Raw genomic sequence first — 23,384 nt, forward strand, 5'->3', positions numbered from 1 at the left:
ATAAGAGGGGTATTCCCCTCATTTAATGTCACCACTTTTGTGTTATCGTTAACGGGGAGGAAATCTCTGTAGTGATTAATAATTCCTTTCCAGTGGATCACTCTTTGCTCTCCTTACCTTCCTCTACTCTTATTAGCATTGTTTTATCCGCCACTATATCCAATTTATCAATCTTTACTAAGGCTGATTGCATGTTCTCTTCTTTTGCTTCATGGGTCATCATTACAACAGGAACTGACCCCTTTTCCCTTCTTCCTTTTTGAAGAACCGAGGAAATGCTGATATTATGATCACCTAAAACACCTGAGATTTTAGACAGAACGCCGGGTTTATCCAATACTGAAAATCTCAGATAATATTCTAAAACAACTTCTTTTATATCCATATGAGTCAATGGCCGGATACTCTCTTTTCTGTAAGAAAGGGATGGAACCCTAATCTTTTTTTCAATACCAACAATTAGTTCTCTGCTAATATCGACGATATCTCCTACAATAGCACTTCCTGTTGGGAGTGAACCGGCTCCTTTACCAATTAATATGTTCTCCCCTACAACATCACCAGTAGTATAAATAGCATTTAATACTCCATCTACTTTTGAAATGAGATTTTGCATCGGGATCATTGTAGGGTGAACCCTCACATCAATTTTATTATTATATTTTTTAGCGATAGCAAGGAGTTTTATTTTATAACCTAACTCTAGCGCATATTGAACATCCATTGGCGTAATTTTTGTTATCCCTTCAGTATAAACATTTTTTAAAGGAAAATAGGTACCAAATGCAATAGAAGCAAGGATAACTATCTTATGAGCAGAATCTATCCCTTCTATGTCCAATATAGGATCAGCCTCAGCATACCCCTTCTCTTTGGCCTCTTTTAAAACCTCATCAAACTTGCCACCTTCATCTGTCATTTTTGTCAAGATATAATTTCCAGTACCATTAATAATCCCATAAATAGATAGAAAGTTATTAGCCACTAAACCTTCTTTCAGCGAACGAATTATAGGAATGCCTCCACCAACACTCGCCTCAAAGCCTATATTCAATGATTTCTCATTTGCCTTGGTAAAGATCTCCTCCCCATGCTCTGCTAAAAGAGCCTTGTTGGCTGTAACCACATGTTTACCATTATCAAAGGCCTCTAAGATAAATGTCTTTGCCGGCTCAAGACCACCAATGAGTTCTATAACAATATCTATTTCAGGGTCTTTCAATATCTCTTTAGCATCTTTTGTAAGAATATTTTTATTTACTTTGACCGCCCTAGGGGTCTCTATATCTATATCAGCAATCTTTTTGAGATGAAGAACAGCACCCAACCTCTCTTCAATTACTTTACGATTCTCCTTGAGGATTCTTACTACACCCTGTCCTACTGTTCCAAAGCCGATAAGACCAATATTAATTGTTTTCAAATTTGAAATTCCTCTTATTTAGAAAATATTTTTAATCCCCTTTATTGCTTGTTTAGAACGATGTTCATTCTCTATTAATGCGAACCTAACATAATCATCACCATATTCCCCATAACCAATACCTGGGTATACAACAACCTTAGCCTTTTTCAATAATAATTTTGAAAATTTCAATGAACCCATCTTTTTATACTTATCAGGAATCTCGGCCCATAAAAACATCGTTGCCTTTGGCTTTTCAACCTTCCAGCCAATCCTATTAAGCCCTGATACCAAAACATCCCTTCGGCTCTGATATTTACTCCTTATCCTCTCCACACAATCCTTTGGACCATTTAGGGCTATAATGCTGGCAATCTGAATTGGCTGAAACGTCCCGTAATCTAAATAGCTTTTAATTCTTGTAAAAGCCTCTATGATTTTAGAATTACCTACGACAAAGCCCACTCTCCAGCCAGGCATACTATAACTCTTAGAGAGGGTAAAGAGTTCTACACAAACCTCCTTTGCCCCTCTTACCTGTAGAATACTTGGTGCCTTATAACCATCATATACCAGATCTGCATAGGCAAGATCGTGGATTACAATAATATTGTTTTCTTTTGCAAAAGCAACAACCTTTTTAAAGAAGTCCAAATCTACGCAGGTCGTTGTTGGATTATGAGGAAAATTCAAGACCATGGCCTTTGGCCTTGGCCAATGATGCTTGTAACTTTTGATCAGACTTTCTAAAAAATTTTCTCCTTTGATAAGGGGCACATGGACAACATCACCATTCGCAATAATTACTCCGTAAGAATGAATGGGATAGGTTGGAGAGGGTACCAACACTGAATCCCCAGATCCAATTATAGCTAAGGTCAAATGAGAAAGCCCCTCTTTCGAGCCAATAGTAACGATGGCCTCGGTTTCTGGATTAAGATTCACTTTAAAGTTTCTCTTGTACCAGTTAGTAATGGCCAGCCTGAGCTTAGGGATCCCTTTTGAAGCTGAATATCTGTGGTTTCGAGGCTTCTCCGCTGCTTCACATAACTTCTTAACGATATGTTCGGGTGTTGGCTGGTCTGGGTTTCCCATTCCAAAATCTATGATGTCTTCACCCCTTTTCCTCGCTTGTCTTTTGAGCTCCTCAATCTGAGAAAAGATGTAGGGCGGTAAGCGTTTGATTCTCTGAAACGTCCACATATAACTCCCTCATCTACACATATGACTATTTTGCATAACGACCTCTGCATTAAAAGAACTTCTCACAAAGGGACCTGCAAAAACATGGAGAAATCCCATGCCCTGCAACTCCTCTTTGTACTTCTCGAATATCTCTGGTAAGACATATTCCTTAACCGGCAGACTCTTTTTTGAAGGCCTGAGATACTGACCGAGAGTAACTATATCACAATTGACCTGTCTTAAATCTTTCATTACATCAATAACCTCTTTGCGTGTTTCACCTAAACCCAGCATTAGTCCAGACTTTGTGATAATATCTCCTTCCATTTCCTTAATATTCTTTAAAAGATCAAGAGATCTTTGATAATTTGCCTCTGGTCTTACAAAAGGATACAGCCTTGGAATCGTCTCCAAATTATGATTGAATATATCTGGTTTACTATCAACAACCTTTTTTAAGGATTCCACGGATCCTTTAAAATCGGGTGTTAAAACCTCAATGGTTACCTCTGGTGTCTTTTCCCTGACCTCCTCTACTGTTTTAGCAAAATGTTCTGCTCCTCCATCATCAAGATCATCCCTCGTAACTGAAGTTATGACGGTATGCTTAAGATTTAATTCTTTCACTAACTCCGCTATTCTTTTTGTTTCGTTTTTATCCAATGGACCCGGATTGCCCTTTTTTACCCCACAAAATCCACATTCCCTGGTACATATATCCCCCATTATCATAAAGGTAGCTGTGGGCTTAGAAAAACACTCCCAAATATTGGGACAACGAGCAGCTTCACATACTGTATGAAGACCTTTTTTTCGCAGTAGCATCTTCATACGATGAACATCCTCACCATGAGAAGCCCTTTTTACTAACCAAGGAGGAAATCTCTTTTTCATATATTAAAATTATCTTAATAAAATGAAATTATTATTCTTTTAAATATTTAAATACAATACCTTAGAAAATAGTAAAAATTTTATACTATAATTAAATAATGATTAAAGTCAAGATTTTTTGTTTACTCCAAAAATTTCAATAAGCTAATACAGATTTATTCGTAAATTATGATTTCCGGGTAAAAAGAGGATTTTGTCTTATGGTAAAAATTTAGCCTCTTAATATGGATTTGAAGGGAACAGAAAAAAGATATGTTGATTGAAATATCTAAAGTTACAAAACTCTTTTAATTTGAATTGATTTTAATTAAATCTATAAAGAAAACTAAATCCTATTTTAATTTCCTTTCTAAAACCATTTCTATTGACTTCTTTTTGCCTTCAAGTCTTCCCTTTGCCTCTTTTCTATCATCTATCTTAATAGATGTAAGTACTCTGTTTGAATGCTCTCTCATAATATCATGACACTTCCTTATGAGGGGGATAATCTCATCCCATTCTCCTTCGACAACAGTATCCATGGGAGTCAATTTATAAGCAAGACCACTCTTATCAATGACATCTAATACCTTTGCTACATATCTGCTAAGGCTCTCCCCTTTATCTGTGGGGACAATACTAAATTCTACAAGCATTGTGTAACTCCTCTTAAAAAGCGTTTATACATCATTTGTTATTAGAAAACATCTTTTCATTTTTTAATTTAACTATCGTATTTTATAGGTTTTGGAATTTTAAAGAATTTAATTCCCTCCTCTCTCAACTCTTTTTCTTCCTCTAATGTTGATGTGCCCCAAATATTTCTTTCTTCTGCCTCTCCGTAATGTATCTTTCTTGCTTCCTGTGGAAATTCAGAACCCACATATTCAAAATTATCTCGAATGTAGTTGCTGATCTTTCTCGCAGTCTTTCCAGCCATCTTTTCTACATCTGCAATCTTGTTTTTTCTCTCTTCATCTTTTTTACTGCTCTTTGTTCTTATGGCACATGCAGTAATAATCATCTCAACATTTGTATTATTGCAGTTAGGACACGTAATCTGTTTTGATTTCATCTGTTTTTCATAGCTCTTTCGATCTTTAAACCAACCCTCGAACTCATGTCCATTTTTACATCTTAAATCATATGCTATCATTTTTAAATCCTTGATTTTCTAAAAATCGACCACACACCCTATGGCACCATTAAACTGGGGATATCTCGGAACAATAACTTCTCTGCCTGTATTGAGTTCAATCATTTTTTTAATGGCGCCATTCTTTGCGACTCCACCACATAATATCAATTTATCACTTTCAAATCTATTCAATATTGGAAAAATTCTATTAAAGACCGCTTCATTTATCCCGGCACACAGCTCTTCTACCTTATAACCCTCCATTAACTTACCCAGCATCTCTGATTCTCCAAAAGTGGCACACGTAGAATTTATCTGAACAGGATTTTTATAATATTCTCCTAATTTATCTAAAGTTATACCTAATATCCGCGCCATATTGTCGAGATATCTTCCTCCTCCAGCCGCACACTTATCATTCATGATAAAGTCAACCACATCTCCTTCTTTAACAAAAATCACCTTTGAATCCTGACCGCCTAAATCTGTCAATGTAAAATTAGACAATCCTGTCTGATATCTTGCTCCTTTTACATGAGCATTTATCTCACTAATGATTTCAGCGTTTTCTATGTTAAGGTTATTTCTTCCATACCCTGTAATTACTAATTTATCATAATTTTTTAATATTTCAATAGGTACATTTTCTAAAAATGAATGGAAATCAACAAGGTCTATTCTGATTCCCTTTTTACCCTTTTTCCCGAACCTTTTATAGAACTCGACTGTTTCGTATTTTTTCATTTCTATAAAATCCCTACCATTGTAAAAAACAAGCTTTATCTCCCGGCTTCCTAAATCAATACCGATTCGCATTTAATCAATTGTTCCTCTTATTCTTATTTTTTAACATTTCTATAAAACCTTCTATTCTTATCTTACTCCTGGCATCAAGCTCAATGGGATGGTCCCCTTCAAGTGTTAGGATAGGGATCTTATTCTCTTTAGACCTTAAAATAAGATCTTCTAATTGACGATAGCAGAAGGCTTGGACATAGTGAATAAGGCCATGAATCTCTCTTATTCTTACCTGTTCCTCAATATCCCTTATCCTACCGAAGATGCCATAAGGGTATGTATACAATCTGTACTGTTCGACAATATCATCGGTTCTATAAGGCATGGCAAACTGCCTCTGGGTCTCATTAAAAACAACTCTTCCCCCCTTAGCTTCAATAAATTCATATAAGTTGGTGAATATTGGGGGTACCCCTATAAAACCTAATCTAACCTCTCTATTGTTAGGTTTCCTTTTTCTGAGGGAGGAGATAAAATTATCTATATCCTTCTCAAATTTCTCAGGGTCTCCGTTCATATCACTTGTTGAGACCAGATAGAGGTGGTTTTCAAAGCCTGATACAAGATTATCCTCCCATGTCATGCGGTCTATTCTGTGGACTTTTTCCCTAATCTTATCAAGTCTTTTTTTGGATTCAATGACATCCCTCTCTTTTACTTTTAAGGTCTCCATCAGCTTATTGATCTGGAGTCTTAATAGGTCTTTATCCCTATTATATGGATATGCAAAAGGGATAATCTTAACCCCATCCATCTGCAATATCTCCATTAATGCATACGTATTGCTGCAATCCCCCTGAGTAACGGCAATGACCTCTTTTATTTTATGTTTTTTTGCCACAGCATATAACCCCTTGATCCAACCGCACATATTTCTAGGAAAGCCTTTTATCTCTGCGTTTCTAACCAATGACATGCTGTCTTTATCATTAATAAAGATATTGTTTAAGTCCAAAGGAATATTACCCGATGCAAAAATTACCTCTATTGGTATGGTCGTTGTAAATCCGATTTTTCCCATATTATCTCCGGGCACATTTGATATCTAAATAAAATCAATAGTTATCTTTTTCCCTTTTTTAATACCATAGATTTTACTGGCACTCTTCATTGGGACATAAATCTCTAAATTACCCCAACTATTAAAAAGGGCGGACGCAGTCCCCTTTTCCTTTTCAATATAATATTTATTAATCTCATTTATCTCTAATGTCCCCAAAGTGATTTTAAACTTCTTTTTTGATGAGGCAGACAAGGCTTTTCTAAATAAGGACATTTTTATATTGGATACCAGATTCCCGAACTTATCAACATAGACGATTCTCCCCTTTATTCTGTTATTTTCAAGCTCGGATTCTGGGATAGGAATCTGGACATAATTATGAATCTCGTCTCCAAATGAAGATACATCCACGCCTTTAGAAAGCCAGGAGGCAACAGGTGAGAAAATATCCCTTCCATGAAAGGTATCGCCAACCTCATCCAAAAAATATCTTTTTGCACCTAACTCCAATACCTTTTTTAGGCCCGGGTCCTTATAGACAAAGGATAAAACACCATTATCAGGAGAGACAAAATAATATTTATCCGTTAAAGCCAAAATAGGTCTTCGATCACTCCCAACACCTGGATCAACAACAACCAAATGAATCGTATCCTTTGGGAAATAGCGATAGGCAGAACCTAAAATCATTGCAGCCTCTAAAATATTATGAGACTCAATTTCATGTGTTAAATCCACAAAGCTAAGCTCTGGATTTATCTTAAGCATAACCCCCTTCATGGTACCCACATAGGGATCTCTCAAACCAAAATCTGTTATCAGGGTAATAATAGGCCTAGATTTCTCCATAGACATTTCCATCTTTTATCTCTTTTAGCTTTACTGAAATAATCTTTCCCATCAAAGTATCTGGGCCATCCAAGAATATTTTGATGTAATTCCCTGTAAAGCCCTTTAACAAATGATTATCTTTATCCCTTGTGTTTTCGATTAAAACATCTAAACCCTTTCCCAAAAAAGACTTTTTAAACTCAAGGGGCTTCATCCTACCCAGATCCCTTAAAATCTTGCTCCTTTTCTTCCTGATATCAGCTAGAACCTGTCCCTCCATGTTGAAAGCTACTGTCCCCTCTCTCTTAGAAAAATTAAACACATGAAGGTACGTTACCGAAAGCTCTTCGATAAATCTTTTTGTATTCTGAAATCTCTCCTCTGTCTCACCAGGAAAGCCTACCATCACATCAGCTCCAATGCCTATATCAGGAATCTTCTTTCTCAGGTTATTAATCAGTCTTCTGTACAATTTAGAATCATACTTTCTGTTCATTAATCTTAAGATATGGTCATCCCCACTCTGGAGGGGAATATGGAGATGGTGGCATATCTTTGATGAGTGAGCCATAATATCTATGAGTTTATCGCTAACCTCAACAGGCTCTATAGAGCTGAGCCTCAATCTCTTGAGTCCATCTATCTTTTCTATTTCCTCTAATAAATTTGCTAAATTTACACCCTCTCCCAAATCGTTTCCGTAATTTCCAAGGCAAACCCCTGTTAAAACAATCTCCTGATACCCAGCCTTTGTCAACTCTTCAATCTGTTTTACCACTAAATCCGGCTTCTCACTTCTATTCGGTCCCCTTGCCTGCCAAATCGAGCAGTAAGCACAGCTAAAATCGCAACCAGTCTGAATTTTAATAAAGGCCTTTGTATATCCTCTGAATCTTTTTATATATAGGGATGAGAAGTCCCTCTTTTTGTTGATATCCCCTACAATAATTTTGGGTCTATCTAATCTTTTCAAACCATTGAGATACTTAATGATCTCAAATTTTTCTTCATTTCCTAAGATAAGATCTACACCCTTAATCTGAGCAATTTCATCATTTTTTAGTTGAACATAACAGCCTGTCACAACGATAAAAGCATCTTTATTATTATTGATAGCCCTTCTAATCAGTTGTCTTGAGCGGTAATCGCTCTTTCCAGTAACCGTACATGTATTAATGACATAAACGTCTGCTTTTTTATTAAAATTGACCATCTCAAAGTCATTTTTTTCAAAGTCCTCTTGAATTGCCTCGCTCTCAAAATGGTTGAGCTTACATCCAAGCGTTCCTATTGCAACTTTCATTTTGTTTCCTCTACATTTATCTAACCTATAGAATTTATTTACTATTTTAATATTTGTTAGATAAAAAAACAAATAATTTAACTAATACGGTTTCAGTGGTATTTAGAATAAATGGGCTACTTAAGGTTATAGATAACCTTTTTAGGTAGAAATATATAATGAATAGAACCCAACTAAAAATATTTGAGTCTTTAACTCAAAGATTCTAAAAAGGGTAAGAGCGCAGGCAGTTAAAAATCTTGTACAATATTTTTATATATTTATTGAAAGAAGAATCAAAAGTAATATGATCACGAATTACCTTACTTTAAACCCTCTTCCACACCTTCTTTTATCTCATTCCAGTACTTTTTGGCTGCTTTTTCTTTATCCTTCTTAAGATCTTCTGCCAGTTGATCTAACTTTTCGTTTTTGGGACAATCCCTCTTTGCTTTCTCGACATATGCCTTCATGATATCAATGACCCTCTCTGTCTCCCAAAATATTGGTCTGTTACTTTTACTTATTTCAGAGGCAAGTCTTTTGTGGTGTTTAAAGTAATCGATATCCACATCGTAATAACTGTTGACGAGCTTTTCAATTAAGGTTTCAGCCCAGCCCCTGTGAAACCGGCACATTCCCGTATTATCCATGTAAAGCTCCTTTATCATCCTCTCTGCATTCTTCTTGCCCAGCTCTTTTGGCTCTATAAAATCAAAGTCATAATTCGAGAAGTACTTACCCATAATCGGCATGGGCGAAAACATCCCGGGAACCCAGTATTGATTGGGAACCATACAGCCCTTTTCTCCAAAGGCATTATATACAGCATAATCAATCGTATTCTTTTTTAGCTCTTTGTCCAGCTCTTTTGCTGAGTTTCTTATCCCGTTTTTGAACTTTGCACCACGCTCTTCTGACATGATCATATCCAATATCTCAATACCCAACTTTGCATTGCTCATCGAATCCTTAACAACGTCAAAGTTCTTATAATCAAACTTGGGCTCCATGGTTAATCCCAAATCTTCCTTTTTTACTATTCCCTTAGCAATGATTTCCATTATCCAAGAAATGGTCCCCCCTATCTGGATGGCATCAAATCCCAAGCCATCCGCATAGTGATTGAGCTTTTCAGCAGCCCTTTGATCAAAGATTCCGGAATTTGGCCCCATGGTCTCGTAAGGCTCATAATCTTTTTTAAATTTCCCTCTCATCTTTTTACAGACTGCACCACAACGCTCACCACAGGTCTTAAATTTCTTTGGGACGATTGTCTCCTCATTAAACTGTTTGAGATAATGCCCCTCGATAAACTTATTATGTATTTTCATCCTCTCATCGTCTGTAAGGTAGACAGATGCATAATTAAAAGTAAACAGAAGGTCTTTCAATCTTGCGAAATTGACTCCAAAGGTTCCTCCGGTTTCGAATTTTGGGTCGTAGCGATATTTTGTAGTAGCCAACATTGTTTGAGGGATCATTTTTTTACCAAACTCCTCTTTGAAGTATTTGTCCAAATCAATATTATCACCTAAAGAATCTGATCTTTTATAATCTCCTCCATAAATGATACCAACGATACGATGGTCCTGAACCAATTTAGAGCCTAAGCCACCCCTTCCCGCCCAACAATCTACATAGGAGACCTCATGGTTGATAGGAGCAGAACCAATGGCTCCCATAATTGTCTTTAAAGAAGCAGGGCCTGTTGCTAAAACACGACATTTATCAAACTCCTTACCCCACCTTTCAAATACATATTCCTGTAAAGCATAAAAACCGGTTTTATTCTTATAACCTTTCCATATCTCCTCAACATTTATCTTTTTAAAGGATACATCTAGCTTCCCTTCCTTTTTTCTTAGCATAAGCATGGAATAATCATCGCAGGCATTTTTTATGGAAACATAATTTACTCCCAATCCATTAAAAACCGTTCCAGCACCACCCATTGTTGATATATAAAAATTTCCCCAGAGGGGTGAGCCTCCACAAAAAATCAACCTGCTTGTTCCTGGAATGATAGTCCCTGCAAACAAACCCGAACCAAAACAAAAGTAATTTCCCTTCTTGTACATCTTAAAACCATAATCCACTGGACCAATGATATTCTCATCTTCAAGATTCACCTCTTTAAATGACTTTTTTTGAGCATCTATCTCCAAAGCTATTTGTTTGATCATAAGTTTCATCTCCTCCAGAAAAATGATTATCTCTAAACATCATTTAAACAATAATTATACCTTTATACCTTATTAGTATTTATCCACCTATAAATCCCCCTCATCAAAGTTAATAAATTAAAATCCTTATTTAATCTAAAATGTTTTGATGCTAGTTTGTCTTTGAGGTCTTTTTTTCTTATATATATAGTAAAGTACACAAAAGATAATAAGAATAAATAAAATGGAAAACTTTAATCTGTTGATAATGAGAAGAAGAAGTGTAATTTGCTCAGCAAAAAAATAGCCGAGAAAAACAACAATGGGAACGCTGATAAAGGCTCCCAGTGAATCTACAAAAATAAATCTAGGGATACTTATCTTTAAAGTTCCTGCAACCAGATATACGGCCATTCGAAATCCAGCAACAAATCTTGCAAAGAATATTGTCTTATTCCCATGCCTTGAGAAGTAATTTCTGATTTTTACCAAATTCTTTTTTGATAAAAATCTCTTTGGATATCTGAACCTTATAAACCCTTCCCCAAAACTTCTGCCAATAAAATAGACTGTAAAATCACCTACCACAGCCCCAAATATAGCAATGGGGATAACCATATAGAGGTGAGCATAACCTTCATACGCTAAATATCCTCCAGCAAGAATGATCAGATCCTCGGGCAGAGGTAAACCCAATCCTCCCAGAAACAATAATAGAAAAATAACTGAATAGATAAAAAATTCTGAGTGAACAATTAAAAAATTGAATATATAGTCATCTAAAAAATCCAAAATATTACCTTTATATAAACAAAAATAACTTCGCTATCTATACATTATAAAAGTTTTTGTGTCAATTTTAAATTTCGAAATTTGTTTTTTTATACTTGAACAAAATCTTAAAAAAGATATAATTTTATAAATTTTTTTAATATCTTTTTCAAAGGATTATGGATTTAGTAAATGTTTTGATTTTGACTTTTATTCCAATATTTGTAGCTGTCGATATTGTTGGGATTATCCCCATCTTTTTATCGTTCGTTGATGAATTAGATATAAAGACACGAAATAAGATAATATGGCAGTCAATTATTACTGCCACTGTTGTAAGTCTTGCTTTTGCCTTCCTTGGGAAAGGGATATTCATTATTCTTGGGGTTACTGTTGCAGATTTTAAGATTGCTGGCGGCTTAATTTTACTTGTATTAGCTGTCATAGATATAATCTTTCCAGAAAAGAAGAGGCGAGAACCAGGCTCAACTGTAGGGGTTGTTCCTATTGGTATGCCTCTTATTGTGGGTCCAGCTGTCATAACCACTATTATAATCCTGGTAGATATTTATGGTGTAATCATTACTACCATATCACTTATCTTAAACCTGCTTATAGCTTGTATCGCTCTTTATAGCTCAAATATGATCATCAATCTCATTGGAGAAGGGGGATTAAAAGCTACATCGAAAGTTGTGAGTCTTCTCCTTGCTGCTATTGGGGTAATGATGATTAGGCTGGGAATTATTGAAATCATAAACAAGGTGTAATAAAGAACATATAAAATGAAATAGAAAACTTTTTAACTTGCCAAAATTTTTAATTTATACTATATTCACAAAAAATTTTTTAAGAGAGGACTTGTAAAACAGATGATGTCAAATCACATAATGGTACCAAAAGAGATGTTTTTGACAAAAGGAGTGGGACGCCACAGACGAAAATTGGAATCCTTTGAGTTAGCACTCAAAGATGCTGGTATAGAAAAACAAAACCTGGTTAGAGTGTCGAGTATTTTTCCTCCTAATTGTAAGGTTATTTCTCAGAAAAAGGGTATAGAAAAGTTATCCCCAGGTCAGGTCTGTTATTGTGTATTGAGCGAAAACAGTACAAATGAACCCAACAGGCTGATAGCTTCTAGCATTGGGCTGGCTATCCCTTATGATAAAACATCTCACTATGGATATCTCAGTGAGCACCATTCCTTTGGTGAAACAGAAACTATAGCTGGAGATTATGCAGAGGATATAGCTGCGAGCATGTTGGCTGCTACATTAGGAATAGAGTTTGACGAAGACAAAAACTGGGATGACAGAAAAGAACTTTGGCGGATGGATGGAAGAATAGTCCAAACAAGAAACATATCCCAATCGGCCTTGGGAGATAAAAAGGGACTTTGGACCACTGTTTTAGCAGCAGCAGTATTTATCCTTTAATCATTCATTGCCTTTTACAATCCATAGTTGATAAATAGCTGACAATATAATCTCTCCATCCCTTTGGACCAATCCCTTCAACTTTTATCAAACCTTTCATATCTATTTCTGGGTCATGAGTCCCACCAGGTTTTTTAACTAAAACAGCTATATCAACCCCTTCTAAAAGGGGTTTGTCATTAAAACTATCTCCAAGGCCAATGGTTATTATATGAGAATACTTTTTCTCATATAGAGCTTTAAGGATCTCAACCGCTTTTCCTTTATCGTTTTCACCAGTGATATGAAAGAACCTCCCTCCTTTTGTGTATTGATACCCCCTTCTTTTAATCTCTTTTAAAACCTTATTTTGAAGTCTATTATCTCCTTTAATAACAAAAGCTTCATCAAACTCCCTTTTTTTCGATAATAAAGCTTCATTAAAGCTTAAACCGCAAACACTCGAGATTTCTTCTGGTTTCATATCAAAAAATCCTCTAATGTCACAGTTGAGCTTTGTCTTGATATCATCTAATACAAGGCAGAGCTTCTTATAAGGGATTCCTAACTCTATTATCTTATATGCATCATTTTCTTTGGTATATTTAAAGGTGTGTGTAAAATAATCTTTGGGTATAAAGATGCCTCCACCATTTTCTGATATAAAGGGATGAAAGATCTCCATTTTTTTTCGATATTCTTCTATCTCTGCTCTGGTTTTGCTGCTACAGAAGATTAAAGGAATATGATATTTTTTTATTAGGTTAAGAGCAGGAAGAGCAGGTTCAAAGGAATAGGTTGAATGATCAACGAGTGTTCCATCAATATCAGTAAAGATGATTGGATTTCTTTTCAATTCTATTGTCCTTAGAAGTCTTTTAAATACTAGGGAATTTTTTTACTTTATTAATTATATCATTTCAAAAAAACCCATAGAATGTTTGACAAATTATATTCTGTATAATAATATCATAATAATTATATTTATAAAATAATTATAGAAGAACAAAAATGGGTGATTTTCATCAAACAGGCGTAATAACAACCTTACATAGACTGGGAAAACTGGACTTAGAAAATCTGGAAAGAAGATTAGAAAAATATTCCAAAGAAAGACCAATTGCGTTGGTTCTCCCCAGCTTATACTCAGAGCTCCAAGGAGAGGCACTGCCGAAGATTATTGACGAAATAAAAAATGTGCGGTATCTCAAACAGATAGTTGTAGCCCTTGGTATGGCTAATAAAAAAGAGTTCAACCACGCCAAAAAATTCTTTTCTGTTCTTCCCCAAGAGGTGAGAATAATCTGGAATGATGGAAAGAGGTTTCAATCACTCTATAAGCTTTTAGAAAATAACGGACTGGACATCGGTGAACAAGGAAAAGGAAGATCAGCATGGATGGCCTATGGATATGTCCTGGCAAGCGGTAAGAGTCAGGTTATTGCCCTTCATGACTGTGATATTCTTACATACAGCAGAGAGCTTTTAGCAAGGCTATGTTATCCAACAACTAGCACTACCTTGGACTACGAGTTTTGTAAAGGATACTACAGCAGGGTTACGAATAAGCTCCATGGAAGGGTTACGCGTCTTTTAGTAACCCCCCTTATTAGGGCTATGGAATCTGTCATAGGTAATAATTTACATAATGTCCCTTTCCTCAGCTATCTTGATAGTTTTCGCTATCCATTAGCAGGAGAATTCTCCATGGATGCTGATTTAGCAAGAATAAATCGTATACCAGGAGATTGGGGCCTTGAGGTCGGCGTTTTAGCAGAGGTGTATAGGAACTGTGCAATTAATCGAGTATGTCAGGTAGAACTCTGTGGAAATTATGACCATAAGCACCAAGTTCTATCTCCTGACGATCCTGAAAAAGGCCTTTTAAAAATGTCCATCGATATCTGTAAAAGTATATTCAGAACCTTGGCAACTGAAGGTGTAGTTTTTTCGGATGGTTTTTTTAGAACCTTACAAACAAAATATCTAAGGACAGCACAAGACAACATCAAACGCTATGAGGATGATGCTGCAATAAATGGACTTGGTTTTGATAGACATGAAGAAGGACTGGCTGTTGAAGCCTTTACTAGAGGAGTAAAGATGGCGAGCGAGGTCTTTTTAGAAAATCCCTTTGAAATAAGACTGATACCAAATTGGAACAGAGTCGACGCAGCGATTCCTGACTTCTTGCCTATGCTCAATGATGCAGTAGAAAAAGACAATGAGTAGAATCCTTAGGAGTCTTTTTGTTCAATATATTAAAGATGGTCCTACAAACCCCATTCTTCTATAAGATATGATTTCAAAATCTCACTTATTCTCATCATCAACAAAAAGGGCAATTAGATTATCTCATCTTATAGGGAGAATATAATTTATGAAAAAAAATAATATTAACAAAATGAGAAGAGATGCAAACGACATATTTAAACATGGACTGAGGGCAGTTGATCCCATTGAAGCCATTAAGACCCATGTAAAATTAGATGGAAATACTTTGAAAATAGATGATAAAGAAATTGATCTTTCTCAATTCAAGGAAATTTATTTGGTTGGAGGGGGTAAGGCTGGAGCCTCTATGGCTCTTGCCTTAGAAGAACTCCTTGGAGATAGGATTAAAGCAGGCGTTATAAATGTAAAATATGGTCATGTAGAAAATTTAAAGAGGACAAAGATAAATGAGGCTGCCCACCCTGTTCCAGATGAGTCAGGGGTTAAAGGAACCCTTGAGATTTTAGAATTAGCAAAGAATAGAGATGCTGACGATCTTATTATATGTGTAATTTCGGGAGGAGGATCGGCCTTAATGCCTTATCCATCTGAAGGTATTACCCTCGAGGAAAAACAGCTCGTTACAAAGCTCCTTTTAGACTGTGGAGCAAATATAATTGAGATAAACACTATAAGAAAACATATTTCTCAGATTAAAGGTGGTCAACTTTCCAGAATTGTCTATCCGGCCAGTCTAATAACCCTGATATTATCTGATGTTATTGGTGATGATCTCCAATCAATTGCATCAGGCATGACAGTTCCTGACCAAACCACTTTTGAAAATTGTGTAAATATCCTAAACCGTTATGATTTACTAGAAAAAATACCTCTCTCCGTAAAAGAACATTTAAACAAAGGTCTAAAAAATTTGATTAGTGAAACCCCCAAGAAGGGAGACCCGGTATTTAAAAAGACCCGTAACTTTGTCATTGGAAGTAATATACTCGCAGTAAAGGCTGCGGAAAAAAGAGCAAAGCAACTCGCATACAATACTCTCATCTTATCTACCTATATTGAAGGAGAAACAAAATATGTTGCCTTGATGCATGCAGCCATTGCAAAAGAAATCCTAAGCTCTGGAAATCCTATAGAAACTCCTGCGTGTGTTATCTCCGGTGGTGAGACTACTGTAACGATAAAGGGTAACGGTAAAGGAGGAAGAAACATGGAATTTTCATTAGCTGGGTCCATTGAAATTGATGACCTTAAAAATGTTGTTATTCTCAGCGGAGGAACTGATGGTTCTGACGGACCTACTGATGCTGCAGGAGCTATTGGAGACAACTATACCATAAAAAGGGCAATGGAATTAAATCTTGATCCTCATGTATATCTTAAAAATAACGACTCCTACAATTTTTTTAAAGAATTGGAAGACTTATTAATAACCGGTCCTACCAATACTAATGTTATGGACCTGAGAATCATGCTTGTTCAATAGAGGTGGTTGTCTTTGAGGCCCAATAAACAAAAAAAATATCTTGTTGGATTAGAGTTTGGTGGTACAAACATAAAAGCAGCTCTCTTTGACAATACACCCAAGATTATCCAGCAAGAATTTCAGCCTACCCATGCCCAATTAGGGGTTGAAAGTGTATTAAAAAGAATCAAAAAAATTATTCATAATCTCATCGATAAAGAGAATATTCTCTCCAATCATTTAATGGGAATTGGTATTGCCTCACCAGGACCTCTTGATACAAAGAAAGGGATAATTTTTAATTCTCCAAATTTACCAGGATGGAAACGTGTCCCTTTGAAAAATGTTATCAAAAGAGAATTTAATGTTCCTGTAATATTAGAAAAGGATACAAACGCAATTGCCTTAGGCGAGTATTGGATGGGAAATGGCAAAGGTGTTGATCATCTTATTTGTATCACCATTGGCACAGGAGTTGGTGGAGGAATAATATTAAACGGTCAAATATGGCATGGCAGAGATGATCTGGGAGGCGAAATTGGACATATGATTATTGAAAAAGATGGCTTAGAATGTAATTGTGGTAATAAAGGATGTTTAGAGGCATTTGTTTCTGCTACTGGAATTGTAAAGAGAACTATCCAAGCTTTAAATAAAGGAAGGGTATCCTCCCTATCAAAAAAGAGGAACAAACTGACTTCAGAATTGATATTTAATGAGGCAAAAAAGGGGGATAGGTTATCCCTGGAGATAGTCCACGAAACAGCAGAATATCTCGGTATAGGATTGGCGAACCTAGTAAATATTTTAAATCCGGAAATAATAATTTTAGGCGGAGGAGTTAGTCATTCAGGGGAAATTCTCTTTAGACCAACACTAAAAGAATTAAAGAAGGGGGCTTTTTTAAGGGGTGTTGAACATTTAAAAGTCCTTCCTTCAAAATTAGGTAATAAAGCAGGGATTTTAGGCTCGATTTATCCTTTTTTCCATAAAACTTAAGATGCAGAAAAAGATAGTATTCATTTTTATTATTATCTTTACTGTTTTCTATATCAATCCTCTCTATTCCTATTATTATAAAGAGTCAAAAGGATCATCAATTGACAATATTCCATTTACTGAAAAAGAGGAATTAACATATAGTATAACCTGGATGGGAATATCTGCAGGAACAGCCAAGATGTGTATCAAAGGAAAAATCAATAAATGGAATAAGGAACTCTATCATATTGCATCTCAAGCAGATTCCTCAGAATTCGTATCCCTTATATATAAAGTTAAAGATAGGGTTCATTCCTATATTGATACCTCTGGCATCTATCCATGGTATTACTCAATCATGCAGAGGGAAGGTCGCTATAGAGCGAACAGGATTATTATCTTTGATCAAGAAAATAATAAGGCTTTTTTTACAAAAAATGATAATCCTCCACTAGAATTTTCTGTTCCGTCAATGGTACAGGATCCCCTCTCAACCCTTTATTTTCTTAGAACCAAGGACTTAACTGTTGGAAAATCTGTTTATATAGATACTTTTTCAGGCAAAAAGACACATAGAGTAGAGGTTCAAATAGTAAAAAGGGAAAAACTAAAAACAATATTTGGCAAAATAGATACTATCTTAACAAAAGCAATTTTAGAAAATATAGATTTTAAAGGGATTTTTAGACATAAAGGAAATATCTTTATATGGCTTACAAATGATAAGAAAAAGCTTCCTGTAATGATGAAAACAAGAATTTTTATTGGTTCTGTTAATGCAAGGTTGATTGACTATAAAGAATAGGATCTGTTAAGCTATTTTTAAGAGTTTCTCTATAGTTTGCTTAACTTCGGTAATTGAGAAAGGCTTTACCATATAACTATCAGCACCAGCATTGAGAATTTTTTTGGCTATTGTGGGAGAAGAGTATTCCACTATAACACAGACCGGCAAATCTGGCTTTTTAGATTTTATCTCCTCAAGCATCCCAATCCCTCCGTTGGTTATGACAAGAGAAAAATCTTCTTTTTCTAAAAGGGATAATGCTTCTTGACTATCTCTTCTACTTATGGCATTGAAACCAAAAAGATTAAGGGAATCTTCCATAACCTTGCAAACATTCTTTTCTTTGTCAACAAATAATATCTTTTTAGTTTTTTCCATTTAATATCTTAAGTAAAATCAATATATTAAGTTTAAAATATCAAATCTATTTAATTGTGCAATACTTGTGCCATAATATTACAAGAAATAAAAAACCCCTTACCATTTGTAAGGGGTTGAATATATTTAAGTTAATTTAATAAAAAGAAAAGGCCTTTTATTAGATATATAAAAGGCCTTACCTCAAGAGTTACAATTTTGTATATTTAATTTTAGAAAATAGTTTTAATCCTTAAAATTCAGATACTTATTAAGATATTGAGAGAGTTACATTTTTGTACTCTTCAGTAGAAATTATCCTTTTTCTTTTATCCCAAGCTTATCCATCTTATACTTCAATATTCTTTTGCTTATTCCTAACATCTTGGCTGCATGGCTCTGAATATAATTTACATCTTTTAAAGCGCTCAATATGATATCTCTTTCAAACTCCTCTTCAGCATTATCAAATGACATCTCTCCCTTTAAAACCGAGGCTTTCAAAAGATTTATTTTCGTCATATTCCTCAGGCTTGAGGGAAGGTCTTCAACAGAAATCGTATCACTTTTTGAAAGTGCCACAGCCCTTTCTATTACATTTTCCAATTCCCTCACATTACCAATCCAAGGGTAATTTAAAAAGATATCCAATACCTCTGGAGATGTTTTCTTCACCCTTTCATTGTGATCTTCAGCATTCTTCTTGAAAAAATGATGCACTAAGAGAATAATATCCTCTTTCCTTTCTCTTAAAGGGGGAAGAAATATAGGGACAACATTTATACGATAGTAGAGATCACCTCGAAAATTCCCCTTCTCGACCTCTTTTTCTAAATCCTTATTTGTTGCTGCAACTATCCTTACATCAACCTTTACACTCTTTGTCCCGCCTACTGGAATAAACTCCTTTTCCTGAATAACTCGCAGTATCTTGGCTTGAACAGAAAAAGCTAAATCTCCTATCTCATCTAAAAAGAGGGTGCCTGAATCTGCCATCTGAAATCTTCCTATTTTTTTACTATTCGCATCAGTAAAAGCTCCCTTCTCATGGCCAAAAAGCTCATTTTCTATCAAAGTCTCAGGTATAGCTGCACAGTTCATTGCAACAAATGGCTTATCTCTCCTGAGGCTGTGAAAATGAATAGCCTTTGCCACTAATTCTTTACCCGTACCGCTATCACCATATATCAAGATATTATTCTTTCGTGGGGCTATCCTTTTGATAGTCTCAAAGACTTCTCTCATTGCCTTGTTTTTACCAATGATATTATCAAAACTATAAGTCTTATCTACCTCCGCTCTAAGATACTGAACCTCCTTTTCAAGGTCTAGGTTTCTTAGGGCCTTCTCTACAATTAAGTTGATTTCATCAACATTAAAGGGTTTTATAATATAATCATATGCCCCCAACTTCATTGCTGTTACTGCTGTCTCGATAGCTTTCGTAGCTGTAATCACTATGATAATCAAATCCTTATCAATCTCTTTTAATTCCTTTAAGACCTCAATACCATCCATGCCTGGCATTAAAATATCTAGAAAAATAAGATGAGGATAATCCTTCCCTACACTCTTTATAGCCTCCTCACCACTTTCAACAGTAAGGACACTATATTTATCCTTCAAAATCATTCTTAAAGACTCCCTGGTACTTAATTCATCATCAACCACTAATATCTTTTTTTTCATGTTTTGATACCAAAGATAATTAAGAAACTGTTATAAATCTATAGGAATGAAAATCATAAAGGTGCTTCCTTTGTCTTTACTACTTCTTACTGTAATCCTTCCCTTATGAGCACCAACTATTTTGCTTGCTATGGTTAAACCCAACCCCAGGGACCCAGGTTTTGTAGTAAAAAAGGGTATTGTTATACTTTTTAACGAATCCTGAGATATACCACAACCCGTATCAGAAATCTGAATTTCTATATATCTCTTGTCCCTTGCAGTACAAGTATCCGTTCTTATAGAAAGGAACCCTCCCTTTTGCATTGATTGAATAGCATTTAAAATAATATTCGATAATGCACGGGTTATCTCTTTTTTGTCAAACCTAATATCTGGAATTTCCCTCAAGTACTCTTCAGAAATCTCTATTTTTTTTGTTAATAACTCTTCCTTATAATTCAACAAAATTAAATTTATTATATCATTAATATTATTTCTCTTCAAACTAAGTTGTAAAGGATAGGTTAATCTTGATATATCTTCAACAAAATTATTGAGTCTGTCTACCTCTTGAAGAACAACATTATAGTAATTTACTCTAAACTCTGAATCTGTAAATTTCTCAGGCCAAAGTTGGAGAAAGGTCTTGATTGATACCAAAGGGTTTTTTACAACATGGGCTAATCGAGTAGCCATTTCATCCATTATCTTATACTCTGATAAATCCTTTTTAACGATTTTTGCTTTCTCTATAATAGATAAATCATAAAAAACAATGATTCCACCATAGATATTACCTTTATTATCCTTTAGCAACGAAAACCCGACGCTCACTGGAATCCATTTTCCGAGTTTAGACATCCATCTTGTTTCGTATCTAAAATATGTTCTTTCTTCTTTTATCGCATTCATAATAAGATGTTCGAGGTTAGCATCAAGCACAGATATGCCTTTTTTCAAAATATCTTTCTCTTCATAACCTAAAATCTCAAGAACCTTTGAATTGAAATTAGTTATAACCCCTTTATTGTCTATTAATAAAACCCCCCATTGAGCCTTTTCTAATACAACAGATACCCTCTCTATTCTCTTTAAAATATCTCTATCGCCTATTAGATCACTTATAATTTTAGATGTTTGAGAGGTTAATTTCAAAAGAATATCCATCTCTGTATGAGAATAGCTCTCACGGGACCTCTTTTCTCCAAATATATAAAGTCCTATAATTTTATTCTTTACTATTAATGGAATGCAAAAAGATGCATCCAATAATTTCAGGAGAGTAGTCAATTCTCTAACTTTCTCTTCCTCATTATCTCTATAGACAACTGAGGGACAATCTTGTAACTTCTCAAAAACAGATAGATCTTGTTTTAGTTTAAGAGATTTCAATAACTCTATTTCATTGTCTGAAAAACCTAATGAGGACTTAAGAACTAAATGATTGTTTTCTTCCAAAAGAAAGATAGCTATTCTTTCTATATCCATAATCTCTGAAAAAACTTCTTTGATATTTTCTAAAAAGATATCCAAGTTATCTATGGAACTCATTAGGTTACTGAATTTTTGAATTAATAACCCATTGAAAGGAGGAGAATAATCCTTCTTCAATCTCTTAAAACTTTTTTTCCATCTCTTATCAAATAATCCCTCAATATTTGTAATTCTATCTTTTTTTGTCAGAACGAATCCCCTTTTTATAGCAGTCTCAAGTTCAATAATATTTCCTGGCCAATCATAATCTTGTAATTTCTTAATAAGTTCAGAGGTAAAACTCTTCTCTGTAAGGCCCGTTGCTTTTTTGATGTCTCTCATTGTCATTTCAATAAGCCTTGGTAGCTCTTCCGTTCTTTTTCTAAGGGGCTTAAGATGAATTGTGATCACACTTAATCTAAGATATAATTCCTCCAAGAATTCATTAGCCTCTACAGATTGAATCAAATCTTTTGAAGTTGATGTAATGATCCTTATATCTAATGGAACCTCTCTTTCTCCATTTATTTCACCCAGCTTGCCTCTTTCTATAAAATCCAAGAATTTCAACTGAATATCTAAAACCATGCTTTCAATGTCTTCTATAAACAGAGTACCTTTGTGGGCTAAACTGAGCTTCCCATCAATCTTCTTACCAAATTCATCAAAATATCCAAAAAGAGCCTTTTCGAGATCCTTTGATGTCAATGCCTTACAGCTGATTCTGAAAAATGGACTATTACTTCTTATCCCACTCTCATGAATTATTCTCGCTATCTCAGCTTTGCCCGTCCCAGACTCTCCCGATATGATTACGGGGAAATTGCTTTGGATTGCAGATTTAACTTTATCGACAATCTCAGAACCGAATTTCTCTAATTTGCTTAATAATTCAGAATCATCTTCTGGAAATAAGGAAGAATTATCAGCTTCATCTTGTATGTAGCTTATCTTTTCTAATACTGTCTTTGCATCAAAAGGCCGTGAAATAAAACCCTTGACCAAATCTTTAAATACAATCTTCCCTTCTATTAGAAACGCTTCATCCACTACCATAAAAATCTCTGTATCTTTAAAAGCCTTTTGTAATCTTATAATTTCTGAAGCTCTAAAGGGCCTGACTGGTTTTAGTAACAAAACATCTATCTCAACCAGTTTTAAAACCGATAATGCTTCCTCTATATTGTCACAAGTCAAAACAATATAATATTTTTCCAGGATTCTTTTTAAACTCTGCCTATCCCTAAAATCCTGATCGATTATTAATATCTTTTTAGCCCGATTTGGCATATCATCTCTTTCACTAAAAATTCTGATAAAATAAGATGTTATTCTTTAATACAATTTAACCCCTCAGAAAATTAATACAACATTACTCTACCTTTATCGGCATTTAAGAAAATAAAATTAAATTTGATTTTACAATAGGATAGAAAATTTAATATATAGAGAAACGTTTAATTAGTAGAGAAAAAATAAAGGCATAATAAAAAATCTATATCTTCTTGTTTTTAAATCTATTAAGAGAATCAAGGGGTAAATTTATATAAAA

Annotated in this window: 21 protein-coding genes; 6 read left to right on the plus strand and 15 right to left on the minus strand. The window is 34.9% G+C overall.

Going from position 1 to position 23,384, the window contains the following annotated elements:
* Window positions 1-97 precede the first annotated feature (97 nt).
* The 11 genes from VMW81_04620 to VMW81_04670 all read right to left on the minus strand — a co-directional run bounded on the left by VMW81_04620 (window position 98) and on the right by VMW81_04670 (window position 11,472).
* Window positions 98-1,423, minus strand: a complete 1,326-nt coding sequence (locus VMW81_04620; protein ID HUU50219.1) for a homoserine dehydrogenase — start codon at window positions 1,421-1,423, stop codon at window positions 98-100.
* A gap of 18 nt (window positions 1,424-1,441) precedes the next feature.
* Window positions 1,442-2,608: an alanine transaminase gene (gene alaC, locus VMW81_04625; GenBank protein HUU50220.1), complete on the minus strand. Its 1,167-nt coding sequence runs from the start codon at window positions 2,606-2,608 to the stop codon at window positions 1,442-1,444.
* Between the two features lie 9 nt (window positions 2,609-2,617).
* Window positions 2,618-3,484, minus strand: coding sequence for a lipoyl synthase (lipA, locus tag VMW81_04630; GenBank protein ID HUU50221.1), 867 nt, complete (start codon window positions 3,482-3,484; stop codon window positions 2,618-2,620).
* 332 nt (window positions 3,485-3,816) lie between these two features.
* A complete protein-coding gene (locus VMW81_04635) occupies window positions 3,817-4,119 on the minus strand; it encodes an MTH1187 family thiamine-binding protein (protein ID HUU50222.1) in 303 nt (100 codons plus the stop codon).
* A 68-nt stretch (window positions 4,120-4,187) separates the two neighbouring features.
* Window positions 4,188-4,619: a DUF1178 family protein gene (locus VMW81_04640; protein ID HUU50223.1), complete on the minus strand. Its 432-nt coding sequence runs from the start codon at window positions 4,617-4,619 to the stop codon at window positions 4,188-4,190.
* Window positions 4,620-4,637: 18 nt separating this feature from the next.
* Entirely contained in the window at window positions 4,638-5,417 is a 780-nt protein-coding gene (locus VMW81_04645) for an acyl-CoA dehydratase activase (GenBank protein HUU50224.1), read from the minus strand.
* Window positions 5,418-5,421: 4 nt separating this feature from the next.
* A complete protein-coding gene (locus tag VMW81_04650; GenBank protein HUU50225.1) occupies window positions 5,422-6,420 on the minus strand; it encodes a 2-hydroxyacyl-CoA dehydratase in 999 nt (332 codons plus the stop codon).
* A 24-nt stretch (window positions 6,421-6,444) separates the two neighbouring features.
* Window positions 6,445-7,263, minus strand: a complete 819-nt coding sequence (locus tag VMW81_04655) for an SAM-dependent chlorinase/fluorinase (GenBank protein HUU50226.1) — start codon at window positions 7,261-7,263, stop codon at window positions 6,445-6,447.
* The gene (mtaB, locus tag VMW81_04660; GenBank protein HUU50227.1) at window positions 7,238-8,536 is read right to left on the minus strand and encodes a tRNA (N(6)-L-threonylcarbamoyladenosine(37)-C(2))-methylthiotransferase MtaB; all 1,299 of its coding nucleotides are present in this window, start codon (window positions 8,534-8,536) and stop codon (window positions 7,238-7,240) included. Before mtaB ends, VMW81_04655 begins: the two co-directional genes overlap by 26 nt.
* 302 nt (window positions 8,537-8,838) lie before the next feature.
* Complete coding sequence (locus VMW81_04665) at window positions 8,839-10,701, minus strand: aldehyde ferredoxin oxidoreductase C-terminal domain-containing protein (protein ID HUU50228.1); 1,863 nt, start codon at window positions 10,699-10,701, stop codon at window positions 8,839-8,841.
* 135 nt (window positions 10,702-10,836) lie between these two features.
* Window positions 10,837-11,472, minus strand: coding sequence for a DedA family protein (locus VMW81_04670; protein ID HUU50229.1), 636 nt, complete (start codon window positions 11,470-11,472; stop codon window positions 10,837-10,839).
* 158 nt (window positions 11,473-11,630) lie between these two features.
* On the opposite strand from VMW81_04670, the gene VMW81_04675 reads away from it, so the two are divergent.
* Both VMW81_04675 and VMW81_04680 read left to right on the plus strand, forming a co-directional pair.
* Complete coding sequence (locus VMW81_04675; protein ID HUU50230.1) at window positions 11,631-12,221, plus strand: MarC family protein; 591 nt, start codon at window positions 11,631-11,633, stop codon at window positions 12,219-12,221.
* 102 nt (window positions 12,222-12,323) lie between these two features.
* Window positions 12,324-12,887 carry an arginine decarboxylase, pyruvoyl-dependent gene (locus VMW81_04680; protein ID HUU50231.1) on the plus strand — a complete coding sequence of 188 codons (564 nt, stop codon included), beginning with the start codon at window positions 12,324-12,326 and terminating at the stop codon, window positions 12,885-12,887.
* Between the two features lie 4 nt (window positions 12,888-12,891).
* On the opposite strand, the gene mpgP is transcribed toward VMW81_04680, so the two are convergent.
* Window positions 12,892-13,722: a mannosyl-3-phosphoglycerate phosphatase gene (gene mpgP, locus VMW81_04685; protein HUU50232.1), complete on the minus strand. Its 831-nt coding sequence runs from the start codon at window positions 13,720-13,722 to the stop codon at window positions 12,892-12,894.
* A gap of 155 nt (window positions 13,723-13,877) precedes the next feature.
* On the opposite strand from mpgP, the gene VMW81_04690 reads away from it, so the two are divergent.
* The 4 genes from VMW81_04690 to VMW81_04705 all read left to right on the plus strand — a co-directional run bounded on the left by VMW81_04690 (window position 13,878) and on the right by VMW81_04705 (window position 18,349).
* Window positions 13,878-15,098 (plus strand): glycosyl transferase, encoded by a 1,221-nt coding sequence (locus VMW81_04690; protein HUU50233.1) that lies wholly within the window; start codon window positions 13,878-13,880, stop codon window positions 15,096-15,098.
* Between the two features lie 148 nt (window positions 15,099-15,246).
* On the plus strand, window positions 15,247-16,584 hold the full coding sequence (locus VMW81_04695; protein ID HUU50234.1) for a glycerate kinase: 1,338 nt from the start codon (window positions 15,247-15,249) through the stop codon (window positions 16,582-16,584).
* Window positions 16,585-16,596: 12 nt separating this feature from the next.
* Complete coding sequence (locus tag VMW81_04700) at window positions 16,597-17,562, plus strand: ROK family protein (GenBank protein ID HUU50235.1); 966 nt, start codon at window positions 16,597-16,599, stop codon at window positions 17,560-17,562.
* Window position 17,563: 1 nt separating this feature from the next.
* Entirely contained in the window at window positions 17,564-18,349 is a 786-nt protein-coding gene (locus VMW81_04705; GenBank protein HUU50236.1) for a DUF3108 domain-containing protein, read from the plus strand.
* A gap of 6 nt (window positions 18,350-18,355) precedes the next feature.
* Here VMW81_04705 and VMW81_04710 read toward each other — a convergent pair whose 3' ends face one another.
* The 3 genes from VMW81_04710 to VMW81_04720 all read right to left on the minus strand — a co-directional run bounded on the left by VMW81_04710 (window position 18,356) and on the right by VMW81_04720 (window position 23,122).
* On the minus strand, window positions 18,356-18,709 hold the full coding sequence (locus VMW81_04710; protein HUU50237.1) for a response regulator: 354 nt from the start codon (window positions 18,707-18,709) through the stop codon (window positions 18,356-18,358).
* A 294-nt stretch (window positions 18,710-19,003) separates the two neighbouring features.
* A complete protein-coding gene (locus tag VMW81_04715; protein ID HUU50238.1) occupies window positions 19,004-20,377 on the minus strand; it encodes a sigma-54 dependent transcriptional regulator in 1,374 nt (457 codons plus the stop codon).
* Between the two features lie 30 nt (window positions 20,378-20,407).
* A complete protein-coding gene (locus VMW81_04720) occupies window positions 20,408-23,122 on the minus strand; it encodes a sigma 54-interacting transcriptional regulator (protein HUU50239.1) in 2,715 nt (904 codons plus the stop codon).
* Between the last annotated feature and the right edge of the window lie 262 nt (window positions 23,123-23,384).

It is taken from the genome of Nitrospinota bacterium (genome assembly GCA_035528715.1).
Taxonomy (GTDB): domain Bacteria; phylum JADFOP01; class JADFOP01; order DATKYB01; family DATKYB01; genus DATKYB01.